At 66.7% G+C, this 19,214-nt stretch carries 26 protein-coding genes; 14 read left to right on the top strand and 12 right to left on the bottom strand.

The genetic code is table 11. The features are described 5' to 3' along the window. Position 1: 1 nt before the first annotated feature. Positions 2-958, bottom strand: coding sequence for an acyl-CoA desaturase (locus CLM74_RS11605; RefSeq protein ID WP_105164126.1), 957 nt, complete (start codon positions 956-958; stop codon positions 2-4). 84 nt (positions 959-1,042) lie between these two features. Next, on the bottom strand, positions 1,043-1,828 hold the full coding sequence (locus CLM74_RS11600) for a hypothetical protein (RefSeq protein ID WP_105164125.1): 786 nt from the start codon (positions 1,826-1,828) through the stop codon (positions 1,043-1,045). Positions 1,829-1,972: 144 nt separating this feature from the next. On the opposite strand from CLM74_RS11600, the gene CLM74_RS11595 reads away from it, so the two are divergent. The 4 genes from CLM74_RS11595 (at position 1,973) to CLM74_RS11580 (ending at position 4,353) form a co-directional block, all read left to right on the top strand. Beyond that, on the top strand, positions 1,973-2,596 hold the full coding sequence (locus CLM74_RS11595; protein ID WP_105164124.1) for a sigma-70 family RNA polymerase sigma factor: 624 nt from the start codon (positions 1,973-1,975) through the stop codon (positions 2,594-2,596). Then, positions 2,593-3,267 carry a ChrR family anti-sigma-E factor gene (locus CLM74_RS11590; protein ID WP_025874475.1) on the top strand — a complete coding sequence of 225 codons (675 nt, stop codon included), beginning with the start codon at positions 2,593-2,595 and terminating at the stop codon, positions 3,265-3,267. The genes CLM74_RS11595 and CLM74_RS11590 overlap by 4 nt, the downstream gene beginning before the upstream one ends. A 19-nt stretch (positions 3,268-3,286) precedes the next feature. Next, complete coding sequence (locus CLM74_RS11585) at positions 3,287-3,970, top strand: NAD-dependent epimerase/dehydratase family protein (protein WP_105164123.1); 684 nt, start codon at positions 3,287-3,289, stop codon at positions 3,968-3,970. A gap of 71 nt (positions 3,971-4,041) precedes the next feature. Next, a complete protein-coding gene (locus tag CLM74_RS11580; RefSeq protein ID WP_032974675.1) occupies positions 4,042-4,353 on the top strand; it encodes a hypothetical protein in 312 nt (103 codons plus the stop codon). Here CLM74_RS11580 and CLM74_RS11575 read toward each other — a convergent pair. Then, on the bottom strand, positions 4,350-4,835 hold the full coding sequence (locus tag CLM74_RS11575; protein WP_105164122.1) for a TspO/MBR family protein: 486 nt from the start codon (positions 4,833-4,835) through the stop codon (positions 4,350-4,352). The two genes, CLM74_RS11580 and CLM74_RS11575, sit on opposite strands and share 4 nt — an antisense overlap. Positions 4,836-4,915: 80 nt before the next feature. After that, positions 4,916-7,111 carry a hypothetical protein gene (locus CLM74_RS11570; RefSeq protein ID WP_105164121.1) on the bottom strand — a complete coding sequence of 732 codons (2,196 nt, stop codon included), beginning with the start codon at positions 7,109-7,111 and terminating at the stop codon, positions 4,916-4,918. 120 nt (positions 7,112-7,231) lie between these two features. On the opposite strand from CLM74_RS11570, the gene CLM74_RS11565 reads away from it, so the two are divergent. After that, on the top strand, positions 7,232-9,079 hold the full coding sequence (locus CLM74_RS11565; RefSeq protein WP_105164120.1) for an XVIPCD domain-containing protein: 1,848 nt from the start codon (positions 7,232-7,234) through the stop codon (positions 9,077-9,079). Between the two features lie 33 nt (positions 9,080-9,112). On the opposite strand, the gene CLM74_RS11560 is transcribed toward CLM74_RS11565, so the two are convergent. Further along, on the bottom strand, positions 9,113-10,123 hold the full coding sequence (locus CLM74_RS11560) for a DUF4034 domain-containing protein (RefSeq protein WP_025874481.1): 1,011 nt from the start codon (positions 10,121-10,123) through the stop codon (positions 9,113-9,115). A 121-nt stretch (positions 10,124-10,244) separates the two neighbouring features. Between CLM74_RS11560 and CLM74_RS11555 the strand changes: the two genes are divergently transcribed. From CLM74_RS11555 to CLM74_RS11545, 3 genes are read left to right on the top strand one after another with little or no spacing between them, the layout of a single operon-like run. Next, positions 10,245-10,706, top strand: a complete 462-nt coding sequence (locus tag CLM74_RS11555; protein ID WP_025874482.1) for a helix-turn-helix transcriptional regulator — start codon at positions 10,245-10,247, stop codon at positions 10,704-10,706. An 11-nt stretch (positions 10,707-10,717) separates the two neighbouring features. Further along, on the top strand, positions 10,718-11,149 hold the full coding sequence (locus CLM74_RS11550; protein WP_032974687.1) for a VOC family protein: 432 nt from the start codon (positions 10,718-10,720) through the stop codon (positions 11,147-11,149). Beyond that, a complete protein-coding gene (locus CLM74_RS11545; protein ID WP_105164119.1) occupies positions 11,146-11,376 on the top strand; it encodes a hypothetical protein in 231 nt (76 codons plus the stop codon). The genes CLM74_RS11550 and CLM74_RS11545 overlap by 4 nt, the downstream gene beginning before the upstream one ends. A gap of 81 nt (positions 11,377-11,457) precedes the next feature. Here the strand turns inward: CLM74_RS11545 and CLM74_RS11540 are convergent, their stop codons facing one another. Next, positions 11,458-12,198 carry a DNA/RNA non-specific endonuclease gene (locus CLM74_RS11540; protein ID WP_033831157.1) on the bottom strand — a complete coding sequence of 247 codons (741 nt, stop codon included), beginning with the start codon at positions 12,196-12,198 and terminating at the stop codon, positions 11,458-11,460. 464 nt (positions 12,199-12,662) lie between these two features. On the opposite strand from CLM74_RS11540, the gene CLM74_RS11535 reads away from it, so the two are divergent. From CLM74_RS11535 to CLM74_RS11525, 3 genes are all read left to right on the top strand, one after another. Next, positions 12,663-13,010, top strand: a complete 348-nt coding sequence (locus tag CLM74_RS11535) for a hypothetical protein (RefSeq protein WP_105164118.1) — start codon at positions 12,663-12,665, stop codon at positions 13,008-13,010. 124 nt (positions 13,011-13,134) lie between these two features. Next, on the top strand, positions 13,135-13,899 hold the full coding sequence (locus CLM74_RS11530; RefSeq protein ID WP_059064230.1) for a DUF72 domain-containing protein: 765 nt from the start codon (positions 13,135-13,137) through the stop codon (positions 13,897-13,899). Continuing rightward, a complete protein-coding gene (locus CLM74_RS11525; protein ID WP_051501598.1) occupies positions 13,892-14,704 on the top strand; it encodes a DNA-formamidopyrimidine glycosylase family protein in 813 nt (270 codons plus the stop codon). Before CLM74_RS11530 ends, CLM74_RS11525 begins: the two co-directional genes overlap by 8 nt. Here CLM74_RS11525 and CLM74_RS11520 read toward each other — a convergent pair. From CLM74_RS11520 to CLM74_RS11500, 5 genes are all read right to left on the bottom strand, one after another. Further along, a complete protein-coding gene (locus CLM74_RS11520) occupies positions 14,674-15,267 on the bottom strand; it encodes an isochorismatase family cysteine hydrolase (RefSeq protein WP_105164117.1) in 594 nt (197 codons plus the stop codon). The genes CLM74_RS11525 and CLM74_RS11520 overlap by 31 nt on opposite strands. A gap of 120 nt (positions 15,268-15,387) precedes the next feature. Then, positions 15,388-15,642: a hypothetical protein gene (locus CLM74_RS11515; RefSeq protein WP_105164116.1), complete on the bottom strand. Its 255-nt coding sequence runs from the start codon at positions 15,640-15,642 to the stop codon at positions 15,388-15,390. Positions 15,643-15,746: 104 nt separating this feature from the next. Then, a complete protein-coding gene (locus tag CLM74_RS11510; RefSeq protein WP_059064233.1) occupies positions 15,747-16,034 on the bottom strand; it encodes a hypothetical protein in 288 nt (95 codons plus the stop codon). A gap of 72 nt (positions 16,035-16,106) precedes the next feature. Next, a complete protein-coding gene (locus tag CLM74_RS11505; RefSeq protein WP_032974702.1) occupies positions 16,107-16,604 on the bottom strand; it encodes a DUF892 family protein in 498 nt (165 codons plus the stop codon). A 147-nt stretch (positions 16,605-16,751) separates the two neighbouring features. Beyond that, on the bottom strand, positions 16,752-17,021 hold the full coding sequence (locus CLM74_RS11500; RefSeq protein WP_105164115.1) for a hypothetical protein: 270 nt from the start codon (positions 17,019-17,021) through the stop codon (positions 16,752-16,754). 175 nt (positions 17,022-17,196) lie between these two features. Between CLM74_RS11500 and CLM74_RS11495 the strand changes: the two genes are divergently transcribed. Together CLM74_RS11495 and CLM74_RS11490 are read left to right on the top strand one after the other, a co-directional pair. Beyond that, positions 17,197-17,667: a BLUF domain-containing protein gene (locus tag CLM74_RS11495; RefSeq protein WP_105164114.1), complete on the top strand. Its 471-nt coding sequence runs from the start codon at positions 17,197-17,199 to the stop codon at positions 17,665-17,667. Then, complete coding sequence (locus CLM74_RS11490; protein ID WP_158684141.1) at positions 17,664-18,110, top strand: hypothetical protein; 447 nt, start codon at positions 17,664-17,666, stop codon at positions 18,108-18,110. Before CLM74_RS11495 ends, CLM74_RS11490 begins: the two co-directional genes overlap by 4 nt. A 53-nt stretch (positions 18,111-18,163) precedes the next feature. Here CLM74_RS11490 and CLM74_RS11485 read toward each other — a convergent pair whose 3' ends face one another. Then, positions 18,164-18,400 (bottom strand): hypothetical protein, encoded by a 237-nt coding sequence (locus CLM74_RS11485; RefSeq protein WP_105164112.1) that lies wholly within the window; start codon positions 18,398-18,400, stop codon positions 18,164-18,166. A 247-nt stretch (positions 18,401-18,647) separates the two neighbouring features. Here CLM74_RS11485 and CLM74_RS11480 point away from each other — a divergent pair, with 247 nt between their 5' ends. Continuing rightward, positions 18,648-19,181 (top strand): sugar dehydrogenase complex small subunit, encoded by a 534-nt coding sequence (locus CLM74_RS11480; protein ID WP_105164111.1) that lies wholly within the window; start codon positions 18,648-18,650, stop codon positions 19,179-19,181. Positions 19,182-19,214: the final 33 nt, after the last annotated feature.

Raw genomic sequence — 19,214 nt, 5'->3', positions numbered from 1 at the left:
GTCAGTGCCTCGCCTTGGCCAGTACCCAGGCCGGGATCGGCTTGAGGCCCTTCACCAGGCCCAGCGCAGCCATTGCGCGCAGGCCATACCAGCTGATGTCGATCTCCCACCAGCAGAAGCCCTGGCGGGCGGTGCCGGGAAAGAAGTGATGGTTGTTGTGCCAGCCTTCGCCGAAGGTCAGCAGCGCCAGCCAGAGGTTGTTGCGGCTGTCATCACGGGTCTCGAAGCGGCGCCGGCCGAATCGGTGCGCCAGCGAATTGATGGTGACCGTGGCGTGGAACAACACCACGGTGGAGATGAAGAAGCCCCAGACCAGCAGCTGCGGGCCGGAGGTATGCAGGCCTGGCGCCACACGCTCGAGCACCGCACCCACGCCATACAGCGCAGCAGCCAGCAGCACCGGAACCACGGTGTCGAACCGGTCCAGCCAGCGCAGCTCGGGGTAGCGGGCCAGATCGGGAATGCGCTGCAGATCGGTGGCAAAGGCGCTACGGGTGAGGAACCAACCCATATGGCTGCGCCAGAACCCGCCCTGGCGCGGGGAATGCGGGTCCTGCGGTTGATCGGCGTGGCGGTGGTGGTGGCGGTGGTGCGCTGCCCACCAGAGCGGGCCACGCTGCACGCTGGCGGCGCCGATGACCGCGAACACGAACTGCACGGTGCGCGATGCCTCGAACGTCCGGTGCGAGAAGTAGCGGTGATAGAACGCGGTGATGGCGAACATCCTGATCGCGTACAGGAACACTGCGACGGCAACCGCTGTCCAGGACACGCCCACCCAGATCACCCCGAGGCAGGCCACGTGCAGCAGCGCGAAGGGCAGGGCGCGCAGCCAGTCGATGCGGTCACCCTGGCTGCCGTCGATCGCCGCTTCGCTTCCGGCATCGGTGTCGAACCAGCGCTGGAAGGTGCGCAACAGGCGCGAACGTCTGCGGAGTGGAGGCGCTGCGGATGCCATGGACGGAAGCCCGAGGAAGTCGATTGCCTACCTCTACGCGTTGCAGTGCAGGTTGGATGCAGTGGATTGCAGCTGACTGGATGTTCACCTGGTCGTAACACCGCAGCTGGCTACCAGCGGTCGCTGCAGCTCAGTGCGCCAGCGCTGCTCCGGCTGCTCGGTTGCGGGCGCGGCGAAGCGCACGGTCACCTGCGGATAATCGCCACGTGCATCGCGCAGGTTGCTGGTACCACGGAATTCGAGCAGGCGGCGATCAGCATCGGCGTAGACCAGCGACAGACGTGGGGCCACCGCGCCGAACCAGGTATCAAGGCGGACATTCACCGCATGGGCGGAAAGCCCCTGCCAGCGCACCGGGCCCTGGTACTGCACCTGCACGGGGTAGAAGCGTTGCCGGCCGGGCACCAGAAAAGGCAGGCTGACCGGTGCTCCACCCTGCAGCGTGCGCCAGTGGGCCCGCACGGCGGCATCGAAGCCGGCGTCGATCACGGCATCCGGGGGCAGCGGTAGCTGCCTGGTTCGGGAAGGCGTGGACGTGTCCTCCTTCCAGTCGACCCGGACCACGCCGGGGTCGACCCTCACATCGGCCGCTTGGCCGCTGCGGGCGTCCTGCAGCACATAGCCCCGCACCTGCGGCCGGGTGGCGGCGGGCATCTGCTTGCGGGCGAAAGGCTGGCCCGCAGGGCAAAGGTATTCCACCCAGCGTTCGCTGCCATCGCCGGCGCCGCGCTGCCAATGCACTTCGCGGTAGGCAATGACTCCGTTGGCCAGGGTGGCAACGCCCTCCGAACGCAGAAGAGGGGCGGCCGAAGCGAGAGGGGCGGCCGAAGCGGCGCAGGGCATGCAGAGCAGCAACAAGGCAAGACGCATCGGGGCGATCCATGGGAGGCTTGCGGGCCTGTACGCGCGACGGCGCCGGCTGGATGCACGTTGGCACCCATCCCGGGTGCATCCAACAGGTGCCACCGTGCGTAGAGGGAAGGACTCCTCTTCACCCAACGGCAGCCCCCGCCGATGTACCGTCCTCCCGCCAGTCCCTCCCATCCCTTCGACACCGCGCGGATCGTGTCCAGTTCACAGCAGCCCAGCAACGAGCCAACGAACTGGAACGGCGAGATGGATGGCGTCGCCCGGCTGCGCGATCGTGACTGCTTCATGCGCATCTACGACCATTTCATGCCGCGCCTGTGCATTTATCTGCGTGGCCTTGGGGCACCCGCAGCGGTGGCCGAAGAGGTGGCCCAGGAATGCCTGCTGCGCCTGTGGCTGCGCGCGGCCGAGTTCGATCCTGCCCAAGGTGCGCTGAGCACCTGGTTGTATCGCATCGGTCGCAACCTGCACATCGACCGCGTGCGTCGCGAACGCAGCTGGATGCAGGTGCAGGAAGCCGTGGAAGACGCCGCTGCCGCTGACGTCGGCGAGCGCAGCAGCGCCGAGCAGTTTGCCGACCATGCCCGCCTGCGCCAGCGCATCAATGAACTGCCGGCCACGCAGGCGCGTCTGGTTCGCATGTCCTACTTCGAGGCCAAGAGCCACAGCGAGATCGCGCAGGCGCTGGGCATGCCGCTGGGTACGGTCAAATCACACCTGCGACGAGCGTTCCTGCAGTTGCAGTCCAAGGTCGGGGGTGCACCATGAATCCGCACCACCACCTGCATGAGTCGACGCTGATGAGCTACGCCGCCGGTGCTCTGCCGGCACCGTTGAGCATCGTCGCCGGCACCCATCTGGAGCAGTGCCCGCACTGCCGCCAGCGGCTGCGCGAAGCGGAGGCCATCGGTGCCGCACTGCTGGAGCAGACCCAGCCCGTGGCGGACGAGGCGCGGCGGGCGGGCCTGCGCGAAGCGATGCTTGCCCAGCTCGTCGAGGTCCAGGCCGACGCGGTGCCAGGCCCGCTGCGGTCGATGCCGCGAGAACGCCCCGAGGCGGATCCGGACCATCTGCCGACGTCGCTGCATCCGTACTTCGGCGATTCGCTGGGCCGGCTGCACTGGCGCTGGATGGCGCCGGGAGTGCATTGCATCCGTGCCGAGCAGATGCCGTCGCTGATCATGCTGAAGATCGCGCCGGGCAAATGCCTGCCGATGCACAGCCATGGCCGCAGCGAACTGACACAGATCCTGCGGGGTTCCTACAATGATGCGCTGGGTCTGTTCGCGCCCGGCGATGTGGCCGACCTGGACGAGGAGGTCGAGCACCAGCCGGTAACGGCGCCGGGCGTACCGTGCATCTGCGTTTCCGCGCTGGATGCGCCGCTGGTATTCAGTGGTTGGCTGGCCCGCCGGATCCAGCGCTTCGTGAAACTCTAGGCTTCTTCAAGGTCAACGCATGTACGAAACACGCCCGCTGCGGATTCTGCTGACCGGCGCGACCGGACTGGTCGGGCAGGGCGTTGCCCGTGCCTGCCTCGCTTCGCCGCAGGTGGCGCGCACCGCCGCCCTGGTCCGCGGCCAGGCCCCCATTGACGCGCGTATCGAGCAGATCGTGCTGGCCGATTTCCAGCATGCCCGTGGTGTGGGCCCGCAGTTGGCCGGATTCGATGCGTGTTTCTATTGTGCCGGAGCACCGCCGGTCGGCACCGCCGAGGACGAGTATCGGAAGGTGACGCTCGATGCCACCCTTGCCGTGGCTGCAGCGTGGGCCGAGGCGAATCCGGACGGCCGGTTCCTGTATGTCTCCGGCGCCCATGCCAATCCCCACAGCCGGATCATGCCCCTGCGCATCAAGGGCGAGACCGAGGCCGCGTTGGCGCAGCTCGCGGTGCGCACCGTCATGCTGCGTCCCGCCGGGGTGCGCCCGGTGACGGGTACCGGCACCCGTCATGCGGCGTTGAAGCCGCTGTATCGCTTTGGCGGCCCCCTGATGGCGGCGGCGGGCCGAGTCCTGCCCTCACTGGTGACCAGCAACGAAGCCATCGGCCGCGCGATGATCGTGCTGGCGACGATGCCGGAGCCGCCGCCGGTGCTGGAATGTGCGCAGATCAACCGGCTGGGTGGCGCTGCTGCAGCCTGATGGGTGCGGTGCACATCTGCTGCACATCGCGCCTACTACAGTCGTCGCTCATCCTTCTGTGACGCATCGACGTGAACCTGCAGCCATCGTCTTCCCTGCTTCGCCCATCGCGCCCAGCGCCTGAAAACGGCCGTTTCGACCTGCTGGATGTCAATGCATTGCAGGATCCCGGCAGCGGCCGCATCGTCCATCTGTATTCGCTGGTGGCGCGCTGCCTGTGCTGCGAGGTCGTATTCAAGGCGCAGGAGGGCGATGGGCTTGTCAGCACGTCTGCCGCGCGTGTACTGCGCTGCCCGACCGGCTGCGGTGAGCAGGCCTTCAGGGGCAGCGCGCTGCGCCAGTGGCGGCCCGCAGCGCAAGGCCCTCAGGCATTGCCCGGCTAAAGCACGGCCGGATTGGCCTGCCACACTGCGTAGTTGAGCGCGCTGGCGAACGTCACCCATGCCAGGTAAGGCAGCAGCAGCCATGCCGCCGCCGGACGCACGCGATGGAAGGCGACGATCGTGGCCACGATCAGCGCCAGCAACAGTGCGATGTCAGCGAACGCCAACGCCCCCTGTTTCCAGCCGAAGAACAGCCAGCTCCACAGCACGTTGAGGGCCAGCTGCAGCAGGTAGAGCGCCAGCGCAGGCGTGGCCGCGCGCCATCCGCCCTGGCGCCACACCAGCCACGCCGCCGGCGCCATCAATGCGTACAGCACCGTCCACACCGGACCGAACACGCTGGCCGGCGGTGCCCATGCCGGCAACGCCAGGCTCGCGTAGAAATCCGTTGCCGAGATCGAGGCACGCGCGCCCAGTGCGGCGGCCAGAAAAGTGACGATGGCCCAGCCCAGAAGGCCAACTGCTTGCCTGCGGACATTCACGGTGTCTTTCCTCCTGCACTATCGCGAACTGCGGTAGTGCGTTGTACGTAAAGGCGTCGCGACTGGATGCAGCCTTCGGGTCAGTCCGCCGTGCCACCGTCGCTGGCCGCTGCAGCACCGGGCAGCAACGCGGGCCGACCGTCGAACCATTCCCGCGCACCGGCCAGATGCCATTGGCGGCGCTGCCCATCCAGCTCGATGCCGGCACCCAGCAGGCCCCAGCGAAGGTAGAGGTCGCCACGCTTGCGCTGGTCCAGCAGATCCAGCCGCGCACGCAGCGAAAGGCGCTCGTTCTCCGCCTGCAGTCCATCCAGTACCAGATGCCCGGCGCGCCAGCGCAGGCGGGTATGTGCATCCACCTGGCCGGAGTCGAGCAGCGACAATGCCCAGCGCGGGTAGTCGCTGCGCTCGGCAAACAGCGCCAGCAGCGGGCCCGCGTCGCGCATGGCAAGATCCGCGCGTGCGTCCACTTGGAACGGTGACTGCGCATCGATGTCACCGCGGGCGATGGTGACCCGGCCCCACCACGGCTGTGAACGCTGCTGCTCACCCACCTGCACGTTGCGCAGCTCGATCACGCTACCGCCCAGATCGAAGCGGCGCTGGCTGAAATCGCCACGCCGCAGCCTGCCATCAACGCGGGCGTCGCCCTGCAGGCCAAGCCCGGCCACCTGCAGGCGTGCGCGTTGGCTGCGCAGGCGGACACTGCCATTGCCAACCCGGCCCTGGGTATCGAGTTCAACGTCGCCGCTCACCTGGCCAGCGCCTCCCAGCAGCCGCACCTGGCCGTCGCCCAGGTAGCGGTTGTAGGCGGTGAGGTCTGGAATGCTTGCGTCATCGAAGCGCAGCTGCGCGCGTACGCCCTTGCGCAGCTCGCGCAGGCGACCGTCACCGGTGAGCGTCAGTGCCAGGTCGCGCCCATCGAACAGCGTGGCACCCTTCGCGCCGCCTGCACGCGCATTGAACGTGGGAAGCTTCACTTCCAGTACGGCGTGCGTCGGCGTCCCGGCCTGCAGTTGGCCATGGGCACTGGCCGTTCCCTGCATGTGCACGCCGGCCACTTCGGCCACCGCCCGCGCCGCAGGTATATCGACGCTGCTGCCAGCGGCCAGCTCGCCGTTCTGCAGGCGCAGGTCGGCGCGCAGCACGCCACCGCCCTGCAGCTGGAACCAGGGTTTCTGCACGAACAGTGCGGGAATCCAGTTGAGCGAGGTGAAGGTCCATTCGCCCTTGACCGTTCCGGAGGTGCGGCCCAGCATCTCGCTGGGTTCGGCGAATGGAATGTGCCGGCCGGTGATGGTCAGATCCGCGTCCAGCGCAGCGCCTGTGCCCTCGCGCTGCGGCAACCGCGCCTGCAGGCGGATGTCGCGGGCGGTATCCAGCTGCACTGCCAGCGTTCCGCGGTCGGGGGCGCCAGCTCCCATCTGCAGGGGAACGCGCCAGACCGCATGGCTGCCGGGCTGAAGCGCGCCCTGGTCCAGGGTGATCGCGGCCTGCAGCTGGCCCGGCACGGCGGCGCTGGCAATGGAAGGACGTTGCGTGTCCGTATCCAGGCGCAGGCCCTGGCTGCGCGCCTGCACCTCCAGCACGGCATGCAGCAGCCCCAGCTTTGCCAGCCCGGGTGCCTGGTCGCGGTAATGCCGTGGGTAGGAGAACTGCGTCTTCAGCTGCATGTCGCCGAGCAGCTGGGTGCCGTCAAGGCTGACGTCGGCATCAGCGAACGCCACCTCCGAGTCCAGCAGTTCCGAGGGACCACCACGCAGCTGCTTCACGAAACCGACCGTGCCGCTGCCCTGGCCAACGATCAACAGCTTGCCTGCGCGGAAGCTGCGGATGCTCTCGCTATGAATGGCATCGAACCGCAACGTCCAACCGCGATCACTACGCGGCGGGGAGGGAATGGCCTCATCCACGCGCGCGATCTCGGCGGCCACCCCGGTCGCGTGCAGCGACGGCACGCGCACTTCGCGCTGGAACAGCGGCAGCAATGCCAAGCGTGCACTGGCGCGGTCCGCGCGCAGCACATACACCGTGTGATTGACGTGGCCGCGCATCTGCACATTCCAGGCGATGACATGCCCCGGCAGCAGCGTGATCGCCGGGCCGGTGGTCATCACGAACTTGTGCGGTTTGCGATTGGTGACCTGGTCGAACAGCGGCGTATTGAGGAAAACATTGCCTGCCAACAGGTACAGCAGATACAGGCCCAGCAGGTACGGCAGCAGCCTGCGGCCGTGACGGCGCCATCGCTGCGGGCGGGCGAGGGAGTGGGGCATGGACCCTCGGCGTGGAATGGGATGGCCATCACTATCGTAGATGCGGCTGCGGCGCGATGTGAACGTGCTGCGCACACCGCGTCCTATAATCAGCGCGTCACTGTTCAAGGAGGTCACGGCATGAATGCCCGGACCAGCAAGGAAGGCGCAACCCAGGATGCGCCGCGCGATGCCGCCTCGGCGTCGTTCGATCCGACCTACACCTCGGCCAACAGCGAGGCGCGGGCCGCCGCCGGTGGTTACTCGGTCACGTTGAACGAGGGCGACGGCGCGTTGAAAGTGGGTACCGAGCACAAGCGCGCAGCGTCCAGTCTCGCATCGCAGTTCCAGGGGACGTCGCTGAACATGACCGGCAGCCCGACGCCCGATGGCGGCAGGGATTACCTGCTCACGATGGAGTCGGTGGTCGGGGCAAGCGCGAAAGGTGCCGGCTTCCAGGACACCAGCAGCACCGGCGTACGCGGGCGCTACAGGGTCAGCCTGCCCAGCGAGGCGGTGGACGTCGATCCCACCCGCATCAACCCGTTCGATCCGCAGACCATTCCCAAGGGGGGCAGCGTCACCCTGGATGGCCAGCAGTTCACCGGCACCGCACTGGAAGGCAGCTTCCGCAACATCGCCATGCAGAGCCAGACGACCGAGGCGAGCGGTGCCAGCTACCGCGTGGATCGCCTGGATGATGGCCGGGTGCGCGTCTCCACCGGGCCGAACGAGGCGGTGGAAGCCTTCAACGGCATGGGATTCAGTGCCGGCAGGTTCAGCGCGATTGCCGGTCGCCAGGACGCGCTCGGTCACGCTGCCGTCCGCACTGCCACGTTCGACCTGGATCAAGCCGAAGGCCGCCAGGCCTATGAACAGTTCATCGACAACGGCACGCTGAGCGGCCAGACCCCGGGCGTGCAGGATCTGGCGACGGTCGAGCGGCTGGGCATGAGTTCGCAGACGCGGCTGAAGGTCGGCTATGGCGACACGTTCGGCCTGGACCTGGCGGGTGCACGCAACAGCGGCGACGTGGTGCAGGTCAGTCGCGAGGACGGCAGCCGCACCGAACTGCGCAGCGTGCAGTACAACGGCAACCTGCCGGCAACCCGGGTCAGCGCCTACGACGCCGACGGCCAGGAAGACAGGGGGCAGCGCCGCTATGAATTCACCTTCGACCTGCGCGGCCATGCGCAGGGTGAGCAGATTGCCGGAATGGCCAACGCGGCACTGTCCGGCGACCCCAGCGGTGATCGCGGACCGGTGAAGGCCGGTGAGCTCACTACCCTGAGCTTCAGCGAGGCCCAGATGCGCACGCTGATGGAGCGTACCCAGTCGATGGTCGGGGACAACCCGATGCTGGGGCCATCGTGGCAGGTGCTTGCAGAGGACGGCAACGGCAGGCCGCAGCAGGATGTGGACGCCTTTGCACTGGGGCTGGCGCGCAACCAGGGGCAATCCACCTATGGCATGGCCGAACGCCTGTTCCATATCGCCGCGGCTGGCGGCAAGGATCTGCAGAAGATCGACGCTGCCGTGCAGGGCGATCACCTGCAGTCGCTCGCGCCGCCCTCACCGCTGCTGCCACGGCAGGACCCACGGCACACCGCCAGCCCGGACCACGGCATGTGGCTGCAGAGCCAAGGCGCGGTGAGCAGCCTCGACCAGGCGATGGGGCGCCAGCCTGATGAGATGAGTGAACGGCTGGGCATGGCCCTGCTGGTCGCGGCCAAGGCCAAGGGCATGCAGCGGATCGACGAGGCCGTGCTCAGTGACGACGGCAGGTACGCGTTCGCGGTGCAGGGCCAGCCGCACGCCGCCGATCGTCAGATCGCCCGCACCGATACTGCGCAGGCAGTGGCTACGCCGGTCGAGGACCAGGTGCGTCAGCTGCAGGACGCACCCGAGTGCACCGGCGCTGCACAGCATGATGCCCGGCAACAGGAGCAGGCCGTACAGGAGCAGGCCGCGCGGGCCATGGCGCGCTGACGCGCGCACGGGCGTGTTGCCTGCCGGGCGCTATCATCGCGCGAAGGAGCCCTCCGGCAGGCACTGGCGCTCGGCCGAATCGACCACCATGCCCAGATAAGGTTCGCCGATGCCCTGTCCGGCCAGCAACCGGCGCTGCCAAGCCTTCGCAGCGGGTACGTCACTGCTGAGGCAGGCATGGCGGGCTGCGGCCTCCAGGTTCCATGCAGTCGGGTACTCGGCGAGGATGTCTTCCCATCCCTGCCGCATCAGCGGCCAGTCGACCGCCGAGTTCTGGAACAGCTGCTGTCCCGGAACGCCTTCGCTGACCGATGCGTACAGGCGGGCATACAGGCTGGCGCGGCGGCGCTTGGCGGTTCGTGCCAGGGCATGCCGCGCGAAGGCTTCCATCTGCTGCGCATCGCCCTGCCAATGCGGGGTGAAGCGCTGCATCGCGATCAGATACAGCGGGTCATGGTCGGGAAAGAGCCTGCTGCCTTCGTCGACCAGCGCCATGAAGGCTGCTTCATCCACCCCCTGCCGCAACGCGATCAGGATGGACATTTCATACCAGTAGGGGTCGCGCTTGGCGATCGCCTTGTGCTCCTGCATATAGGCGGCCGCTACCGCGTTGTACTCGCTGAACTGCTGCCAGCCCTTCGCCGCCACCTCGTGGGCATAGCCATCGCCTCGGAAGCTCCAGGCCAGATTGAGTGGCACGCGCGCGGCGACCAAATGGGCCGACAGGGAGCCCGGTGACTGCCGGATCCAGCGTGCGGCCCAGGCGGTCCAGTCATTCCACTGCTGCACATCCTGAGGCGCGGTGCCGATGCGCCGCGATATGCAGATGTAGAAACGGCTGAGGTTGGAATAGCCGCTGGCATTGCGCTGGCCCTTGCGGAAGCGGTCGGCCATGGCATCGAGCGCCTTAAAGTCGTCGGCGTCCATCAGCGGCGTTACTTGATCGCACAGGGCCAGTGAATCGGGATCTTCCGCGGCCCAGGCGGACGAAATGGAAAGGCATGCCAGGCTCAACAGCGTGCCGGCGAAGTGCATCCTGCGCATCGGGGTCATCCTTGAAGTTTGGGGGCCGGGAGCGGCTTCAGGCCCGCTGCGGCATTGCGCAGTATCCCATTGCCCGCTACCTATCGGAAGCGAGGCCGTCTTCTGCGCTACGCTGGGCGCCATGACCCAGAGCCCGGAACTGCTGCGCCGCCTGCTGCGTGCAAAAGACCACATGGACCGGGCCAGCCATGAAGACTGGCCGGTGGCGCGGCTGGCCGGGATCAGTGCGGTTTCCGCGGCCCATTTCGCGCGCTCCTTCAAGGACGCCTTCGGGGTGCCGCCGCACCGCTATCTGCTCAGCCGCCGCATCGAGCGCGCTGTCGCCCTGCTGCGCGATACCGACCTGCCGATCACCGAGATCGCACTGCAGACCGGGTGGACCAGCCTGGGCACCTTTGGCCGCATCTTTCGTGACATCACCGGCGACAGCCCCGGCGCCCTCCGCGACCGAGAGCGGACCGATGCCCCGGCGCAGGGTCCGGTGCCGGAGTGCCATGCGCGTGCCGCACGGCGCCCGGACCTGAAGATCGCAGTTTTGGAGAAGCGCCGCCGCACCGGCCTTGTTAGCGTAGATCCCACCTGAGGGAGGATCCTATGACTGGCATGGTAAATGTGGTCGGCCTGTATGTGCACGACCAGGATGCGGCACTCGATTTCTACGTCAACGCACTCGGCTTCCAGGTGCATACCGATGTCGGCAACGGCGACTATCGCTGGCTCACGGTGCATTCGGGCGGCGAGGGCGGTTTCCAGCTTGGCCTTTTCAAACCGGGGCCGCCGGTACACGATGCGGCCACTGCGCTGACCCTGCAGCAGATGGTGGCCAAGGGTGCGATGCCGCCGCTGGTGCTGGCGGTGGACGATTGCCGCGCCAGCTACGAACGGCTGCTGGCACGTGGGGTGGAATTCACCCAGGAGCCGGTGGAGCGCTATGGTGCAGTGGATGCCGGATTCCGTGATCCGTCCGGCAATGGCTGGAAGATGATCGAGCGCCCTGCGAAGACTGCCGCGAGGACGCCGCAGTGAGGGCCGGCAGCTCGGCGCGTCCGGTGCACCGCTGGACGTCTATCGTCTTCACCCTGACAGTGATCGCCAACTTCGTGGCGCGCTGGATGGGGCAGGGCGAACCACCGGCCTGGCTGACCTACTCGCCGCTGCCGCCGTTGTTCCTGCAGCTGTTCACCGGGTTGTATCTGTTTGCGTTGCATTACCGCCGCAGGCCGGATGCCGCGCGCGCCGGCGTCGCACCCTGACGCGGGGCGCAGAGGCAGATCAGGCAGGGTCCTCACGCAGCGCAGGCCCGGCGGAGAAGGCTCTGCCGGGCCATCCGGCGCTCAGCTCAGATCGCATCCGCTCGGCAGCGGCCAGCTGGCGCTGGGCAGCATGTTCTTCAGCGACGCCGGCGCGTTGATCGCCACGTAGCTGGCACCCAGCAGCTCTTCCAGATCCGCGATGGTGACCAGATAGCTGTCCAGGCTGCCCAGACCCGTTTCATTGGGAATGATCCAGCTGATGGCCTTGGCGGTGCCGGTGTTTGGATCCTTGGTGATGATCGTCTTCCAGAAGAATTCCGGGGTCGGAATGCCATGGCTGGCCAGGAAATGGTCATTGGACGCATCGCCATAGACAACGCCGCCATAGACGTCGACCGGGGCGATGTCCCGGTAGCATTCGGCCACGTTCTCGGCCTTCACCCAGATGCCCTGGTTGAAGCTGGACACCTGCGGCACGATGTTGGTCATGTAGTTGGCGCGGCGGATGTAAGTGGCGTCGTAGTCCATGTGATTGGACGTCACCAGATGTCCCCGGTCATAGCCGGACCGCACGCTGGCATAGGAGGCGGTGCTGGTCTGGCCGAGGCAGCCTGCCGGCAGGTCCGGGTCCTTGTAGAAGCTGGACGGGCGGGCCGCCGAGCCGGTGTCAGCCACCAACGTGTATTCGTACCGTGTCGCGCTGTGGATGCTGCAGTCATAGGTCAATACGAACCCACCCTTGTTGAGGGTCACGACCTGGGCATGTGCGGCCCCGGCAAAAGTGCTGAAAACAAGGGCAAGGAAGAACGTGGCAAGGCGCATTGCGGATCTCCACGGATATGGGCAAGGCGCAGCCGTCCACCACGGCAGGCCAGGCCATTCCGTGTGAAGGACGATGCGGTGACAGGTATTGGGGATGCGACCCGGCCGTAGCCGGTATTGCCTGGGATCTCGACCGCGCACTGGCGTCAGGAAAGCTGTCGCGGTGTCGTTAGCGTCATTTTTTGGCGTCAACAGGTCAACGACCAAAGTGCGAAGGTGTGACTGCGCGCAAGCACTGGGCTCCTGTCAGATCAGGGTGCCCATGCATGAAAAGAAGACCTGTTAGTGGCGTGGCCGCTCTCCACAGACCGCTTTGTCGCTGGGCAGAGCAGGGCGAAGGAGCTCGCTTCCAGCAGCACGTCGCGAAGGCGGTCGAGGCCTGCACGCAACGGCCATCCATTCTTGACGGCGCCTTGGCGCCGGACGTGGATACTTCCGCCGTCATTGGCCGAGGAGGACTGAAAATGGGTAGCACCGAGACCAGCAGGGCGCCGCGCATTCTGCGCGTGGAAGTGATGCCGCTGGACTGCGGGGAAACCGCAGTGGTGGTGGAACTGGCATCGCCCCCCGGCAGGGCCTGGGAGAAGGCACTGAAGCGCGTGATTTCTGAAACCGAGGGGCTTGAATCGGCGCAGTCGCGCTGCGACGGCCGCTTCGTCTACATCATCGGTATCGAGCCCGGTGGCCGTGGCACGCTCCATCGGGTGAACCAGGTCCTGGCCGCCACCCACGAACGCGTTGCACCGCGCAACGGGCATTCCATACCGATGCCACAGCAACCAGCAGGCGCCATGGTCAACGCCAGCCTCTGAGCAGCGATGGCCGATACACGGCAACCTGCCGGCTGCAGGCCCGCCACGCCCGGCGGCACATGCTTCACGCCGCAGCCAACGTGTGTTCACCATGTTGCTACGGGCCTGTCGCCACCGTAGCGCCATGGCACGTGAACTCCGTCATCCGCGACCGGGCCACCCGGTCGCCGTGGGCTGCGCAGGGTGGTCGCTGCCCACGGACATCGCCCACGCGTTCGCGGCGGGAGACAGTGCGCTGCAACGCTATGCATCGCGCTTTCCGATCGTGGAGATCAATTCGTCGTTCTACAGGCCACATCAGCCCGCCACGTATGCGCGCTGGGCGGCCAGCGTGCCGCACGGTTTCCGTTTCTCGGTGAAGATGCCGCAGGCCATTTCCCATGACGCGCGCCTGCGCGGTGCTGCGCCGTTGCTCGACACGTTCCTGCACGCGGCGGCGCATCTGGGTGATCGGCTGGGCGCCCTGTTGCTGCAGCTGCCGCCGAGCCTGGCCTACGATGGCCGCACGGCCTCGGCCTTCTTCCGGGCGCTGCGCCGGCGCAGCGCCGTGCGGGTCGCCTGCGAACCACGCCACCCGAGCTGGTTCGACGACAAGGCCGACGCGCTGCTGGATGACCACGGCATTGCCCGGGTCGCGGCCGATCCCGCCCGGGTTGCAGGGGCTGATCAGCCGGGCGGAGCCAGGCACTGGAGCTACTGGCGGTGGCACGGGCAGCCGCGCATGTACTACAGCGCCTACCAGCAACCGCAGCTCTGCAGTCTGGTGGCCGCCGCAGTAGAGGCCGCCCAGGCGGGGGAGGCGTGGATCATCCTTGACAACACGGCGCACGGCCACGCCGTGCCCAATGCACTGCAACTGCAGTCGATGCTGGAGCACGCCAATGCCTGAAGGTCCTTCCATCGTGCTGCTGCGCGAGGCCGCCGCCAGGTTCAAGGGAAAGACCGTCCGTGGCGTCAGTGGCAACAGCACGCTCGACCTGGCCTGCCTGGAGGGACGCCGGGTGCGGGCCGTGCGCAGCTGGGGCAAGCATTTCCTGCTGGAGTTCAGCCACGTCAGTCTGCGCATCCACCTGATGATGTTCGGCAGCTGGCGCATCGACGAACGCAAGGAGACGCCAGCGCGGGTATCGCTGCGCTTTGACAACGGCGAACTGAACTTCTACACCTGCTCGGTGAAGCTGATCGATCAGCCGTTGGACGAGGTCTACGACTGGCGCACCGACGTGATGAGCGACCTGTGGGACCCCCGGCTTGCCCGCCGTCGCCTGAAGTCGATGCCCGATGTCCTGGTCTGCGATGCCCTGCTGGACCAGACGCTGTTCTCCGGCGTGGGCAACATCATCAAGAACGAGGTGCTGTTCCGCATCCGGGTCCACCCGGCCAACCCTGTTGGTGATCTTCCGCCGCGCAAGCTTGCCGACCTGGTCAAGCAGGCCCGCGAATACAGTTTCGACTTCCTGCGCTGGAAGCGCGGGTTCGAGCTGAAAAAGCACTGGCAGGTGCACACCCGGCGGACATGCCCCCGTTGTGGTGGTCCGGTCAGCAAGGTCTACATGGGCACCACGCATCGGCGCACCTTCTTCTGCCCGGTATGCCAGGTCGATTATCGCGCTGGGACGCCGCGGCCGCCGGCGAAGAAGCGCACGCTGGCGAGAGGCCCGGTTCAGCGCGGTGGTGCCAGGCCCGTGCGTTGATATGAGGACGTGGATGACAGCGAAGCGATGATCTGGCGGTTGCTGAGTACTTCGACGGCGCCCGATCGCTGCAGGGTCTGCAGGGCCGGCTGGCGGCGTTCCGGCAGGGCGGCGACCGCTTCCCGGGCGACCACCGTCGCGTACTCGCGCGAGTTGGCATCGATGGCAGTGGCCAGCACGCACGCGTCCAGTGCCATGCCGGCCAGCACCAATCGCCGGGTGCCGAGCTTGGCCAGCAGCACCGGCAGTGGCGTGGCGAGGAAGGCGGAGTGCTTCGGCTTGAGGATGAAGTAGTGTTCCTCGCTGGGGGCAAGGTACTCGACGATCCGCGCCGAGGCTCCGCCCCTCTGCCGGCAGGCCTCGACCAGCTGCGGGAAGTCGCGCTGCCAGTTGCCGAAATTGTCATTGGCGTAGATCACCGGCGAGCGGTGCGCGTCGAATGCAGCACGCAGGCGGGCGGTGCGCTGGGCTGCACGTACGGCGTACGGAGCCAGTTGCCGCCCCTGTGGAAAGTCGAACAGGCTGAAAAGATCGATGATGAGCAGGGCGGTGGGCTGTTCCATGGCGGGCTCCGAGGTGTCAGGCCTCCACTGCCTGTTCGTCTTCGGCACCACGCACCAGCGCGCCGGAGCCGCCTGACGGGCGCGGGCTGCCCGGCCCCCTCGGCGGGAGCGCAGGCCCGATCACTGGCCAGCTCCGTCGTCCCCCTCACCCTTGTCGTGCCGAGCGGGCACCACGCGCTTGCCAAGCCGTTGCGCCTGCTCATCCGGCGTGGCGGCGGCGACGAAGGGAGAGATCGGATCACTGGCCGGGAACGTCTCCGTCAACGCCTGATCATGATTGGCACTGTTGTGGGCCTTGGCCTGTCCAGCGCTGCCAGCAGGCACCGCGGCCGTGTGGTCATCCGGATGGGGCAGGTCTTTCTGATCGCGCTGCATGACGTTTCCTCATTGATTGGACCGCATCGTGCGGGTTGCACGACAACGGTAAACGTGAACGCGTGAGTACCCGCATCAAGCCGGTGTAGACGCAACGTCAACAATCAAGGCGTCCTTCCAGATGAGCTCGAAGCCGTTGCACGGTTGCGGCGCCACGCCAGCAGCTGTCCGATCAGCGCGGTTGCCAGCAACAGCAGGTTGGTGACCACGAACACGGTGGCACCCAGCAGCGCGCTGTAGATCGTGAACAGCGTAGACGCGGTCATCTGCCCGATGAAAAGCCACTTCGAGACGGTTTCCGGGTGCGGCGAGTGCCATTGCTTGACCATCTGCCGGACCAGTGTGGCCATCAGTACGGCTGTGGCGGTCCATCCAAGTAGATCAGGATGCATACGTCATCCTCGTGCAGAAGCGCGCCGCCCCCTAGGGAGCGACGCGTGGGCTGATCTGCGGTGCACCTGCGATCACGCGGCCTGGGCGGCCTTGGCGTTGCCGCCGCTCTTGGCCAGCAGGGTCAGCTTCTCGTCCGTGGCCTTTTCTTCTTCCAGCGTTTCCAGCAGCAACGGCACAGCGTCCTTGTATCCGAGCTGCTTGGCCAGCGCGGCGATGGTGCCGTAGGAAGCGATTTCGTAATGCTCGACTTTCTGCGCGCCGCCAATCAGTGCTGCATCGCGCACCGGGCCCTTTTCAATGCTCTCGATGACTTCCTTGCCTTCTTCCACCAGGCCTTCCATCGCCGCGCACTTGATCCGCTTCAGGCGGATGCCCAGCACCTCCACCACCTGGTCGATGCGCTCGATCTGGCCCTGGGTCTCCTCAAGGTGTGTCTCGAACGCAGCGGCAAGTGCGGGGTTCTCTGCGGCCCGGGCGAGGCGCGGCAGGGCCTTGGTCAGCTGCTTCTCGGCACTGTAGATGTCGGACAGTTCGTGGATGAAAAGGTCTTCAGCGGTCTTGATGGCCATGGTGCGCTCCAGCAGGGAAGGAGCGACGAGGCTATCCCGGCCGGTGTTGGGGTGCGGGGTAGATGCAGTGAACGGCGGATGCGCATCGAGCGCGCAGATGCATGCATTCCCCTCACGCCGGGCACTGGGCGCGCGTCGGAACCTAGCTCAGCGTGGGTCGGCCGCTGCTGCAGATTGGCCGGTTGCCGCCAGGTGTTCGCGGTCTACCAGGCGCGCATTGCTGACGGCCTGGTGCGACCCGCACCTTCCGCAGGTCAGCAGCGTGCCCCCTGTCATCCGCTTGAGCTCCGCGTCGGCGCGGGACACGTGGTGGCACTGGTTGCAGCGGAAGGCGATAGCGGTGACCTGATCGATGCAGCCTCGCGCATCGGTCGCGTAGTCCACTGAAAAGACGTAGAAGAGTCCGGTGTCAGGCATGAAGTCGATCTCGCGGGCGGACCTGTTTCATGCCATGGGGCAGCAGTGCGTGGCGTGAATCCTTTTCGGGTTCGTTTTCACATTTCACTGAATTGTTCTGTTTCAGGCTGCGCCTGCTGTGCTGCCTCGACCGGCCTTCTGCTACGGTTGGGAGCCGACTGCAGGGAGGTCGAACGTGCCCATCAGAGCCGTTGTATATACCAGCGAGGCGGCAGCGGATATTGCTGCCAGCCGGCTGGGCCAGACCGGGGGCAGGCTGTGCGGAATCGTGGATGACGCAGCACGTTTCAACCGTGATGCCGGCGTCACTGGCGTACTGCTGTTCGATGGCGCGCGCTTTGTGCAATACATGGAAGGCCCGGACGATGGCCTGCAGGTGGCATATTCCCGGGTGCTGGGTGCCAGCAGCCACAGCGGCCTGATCGAACTGCAACGCGGCAGGGTGGGGCAGAGACGCCTGCCTTTCTGGCCCATGCATTGGCTGCCGGTGGAACCGACGGAGCTGAGGCGGGTGGCCGGCGCGGACTGGACCGGTTTCGTCCAGCGCGAGGGCACCGCTGCGCCCACCACTACTGCCACGGGCATGGAGCTGCTGCGCGCCCTGGTTGAACCCTATGCCGCCGCACCCAGTACGGAGTCGCCATGACACAAACCACTTTTCACAGCGGACACCACCGCCGGCTGGACGTTCTTGCCGGAGTGTGGGAGACCACCCTCATCGCGCTGCAACCCGACGGCAGCACGGGCGGGGTGTCGTTCGCATCGGACGTTTACACGTGGATGCCCAATGGTCACTTTCTGGTGCATGAGGTCGACGCGATGATGGACGGGCAGCGTGTGCGCTCCACGGAAATCATCGGCGTCGATGTTGAATCCGCTGGTTTCTTCAGCCGCAGCTACGACGCTGATGGTGGCACCAGCGATTTCACTTCACGACTTGATGGCGGCAGGTACACCATCCAGGGCCAGTCCCAGCGGTTCGACGGCGTGATCAGCAGCGACCGGCAGTTGCTGACCGGGGAATGGGAGCATCGGGTCGGCGATGACTGGATACCGTTCGTCCGCATCGTGCTTGAACGGGCCGAGTAGATTCGCTTGTTCGGCGGGCGCCCCCGCATCGGGGGCTTCGCGGCTGGCTGCGCCTAGTGCTTGGGCGGCGGCGGCGCGGCTTCTTTCCCGCGTTCGGCCTCTGGCCCCGAGGCCTGGTCTTCGGAGGCGGCGGTGCCGCTGCCGCCGCCGGGCACGTTGCGCGCCGGCGCGCTGGCCGCTGGCGGGGTTTGCCGAACCGCATCGGCATGTTGTGCCTTATCGGTCGGTTCGCCTTGGTTGCAGGCCGACAATGCCATCGTCGCCACGGCACACAGCAGCAGTACCCGCATGGCCACTCTCCAGAGTAGGAAACCCCTTGTTTCTAGCGTTGAGGGCGTTGTGCGGGCGTGACGGGGGCGGCAGCGCACCGGCTGAAATCTGCCTCTGCTGGTGCCGGAAAGAAGGGTGCTTCGCCGCGCTTCGGCTCTTCCTGCTCACTCCGCGACGACGTTCAGGTGCGTTAAAGTTGCCCGCGTAGGTGCCCCCCGCGTCGCGGTCAGGGGCAGCCGAAGAAGTGACGCATCAGGAGTCCACATCATGAGTGTTCCCGAGGGATTGGAAGGGAGTGGGCAAGGCCTGACGCGCAGAACCTTCCTGCTGGCCGTTGGCTCCGCTTCGCTGCTGGTTGCCTGCAACGGCAAGGCGCCAGCAACCCATGCCGGTGCCACGCCAGCGAAACGGACGGACGGGCGCTTTCTGCAGCTCTCCCAGGCACTGACCGGGAAGTCCGACCTTGATCCGGCAACCGCCGGGCGCATCGAAGCCGCCTTCGCCAAGCTGCATCCCGACATGCACGCCCAGTTCCCCGCACTCGCGGCCAAGGCGCAACAGGTGCACGGCGCTGAAGCACTGCTGGCGGCTGTTGGCGATGCACGACCGACAGCGCTGGCCATCATCACTGCCTGGTACACCGGCAGCGTAGGCAAGGGGCCGCAGGCCATCACCGTTTCCTATCGCGATGCGCTGATGCAGCGCCCGGTGGACGATGGCCTGTTCCCGCCCACCTACGCACAAGGCGGTCCCGCATGGTGGACGGCCGAACCGCCGGCGGCGGTACGCGCGCACGGCTGAGCCTGCGCTTCCAGCTCTTTTCCCGTAATTGTT

It is taken from the genome of Stenotrophomonas sp. MYb57 (assembly GCF_002966815.1).
Classification (GTDB): domain Bacteria; phylum Pseudomonadota; class Gammaproteobacteria; order Xanthomonadales; family Xanthomonadaceae; genus Stenotrophomonas; species Stenotrophomonas indicatrix.
This window is presented reverse-complemented; position numbering and strand designations above follow the sequence as displayed.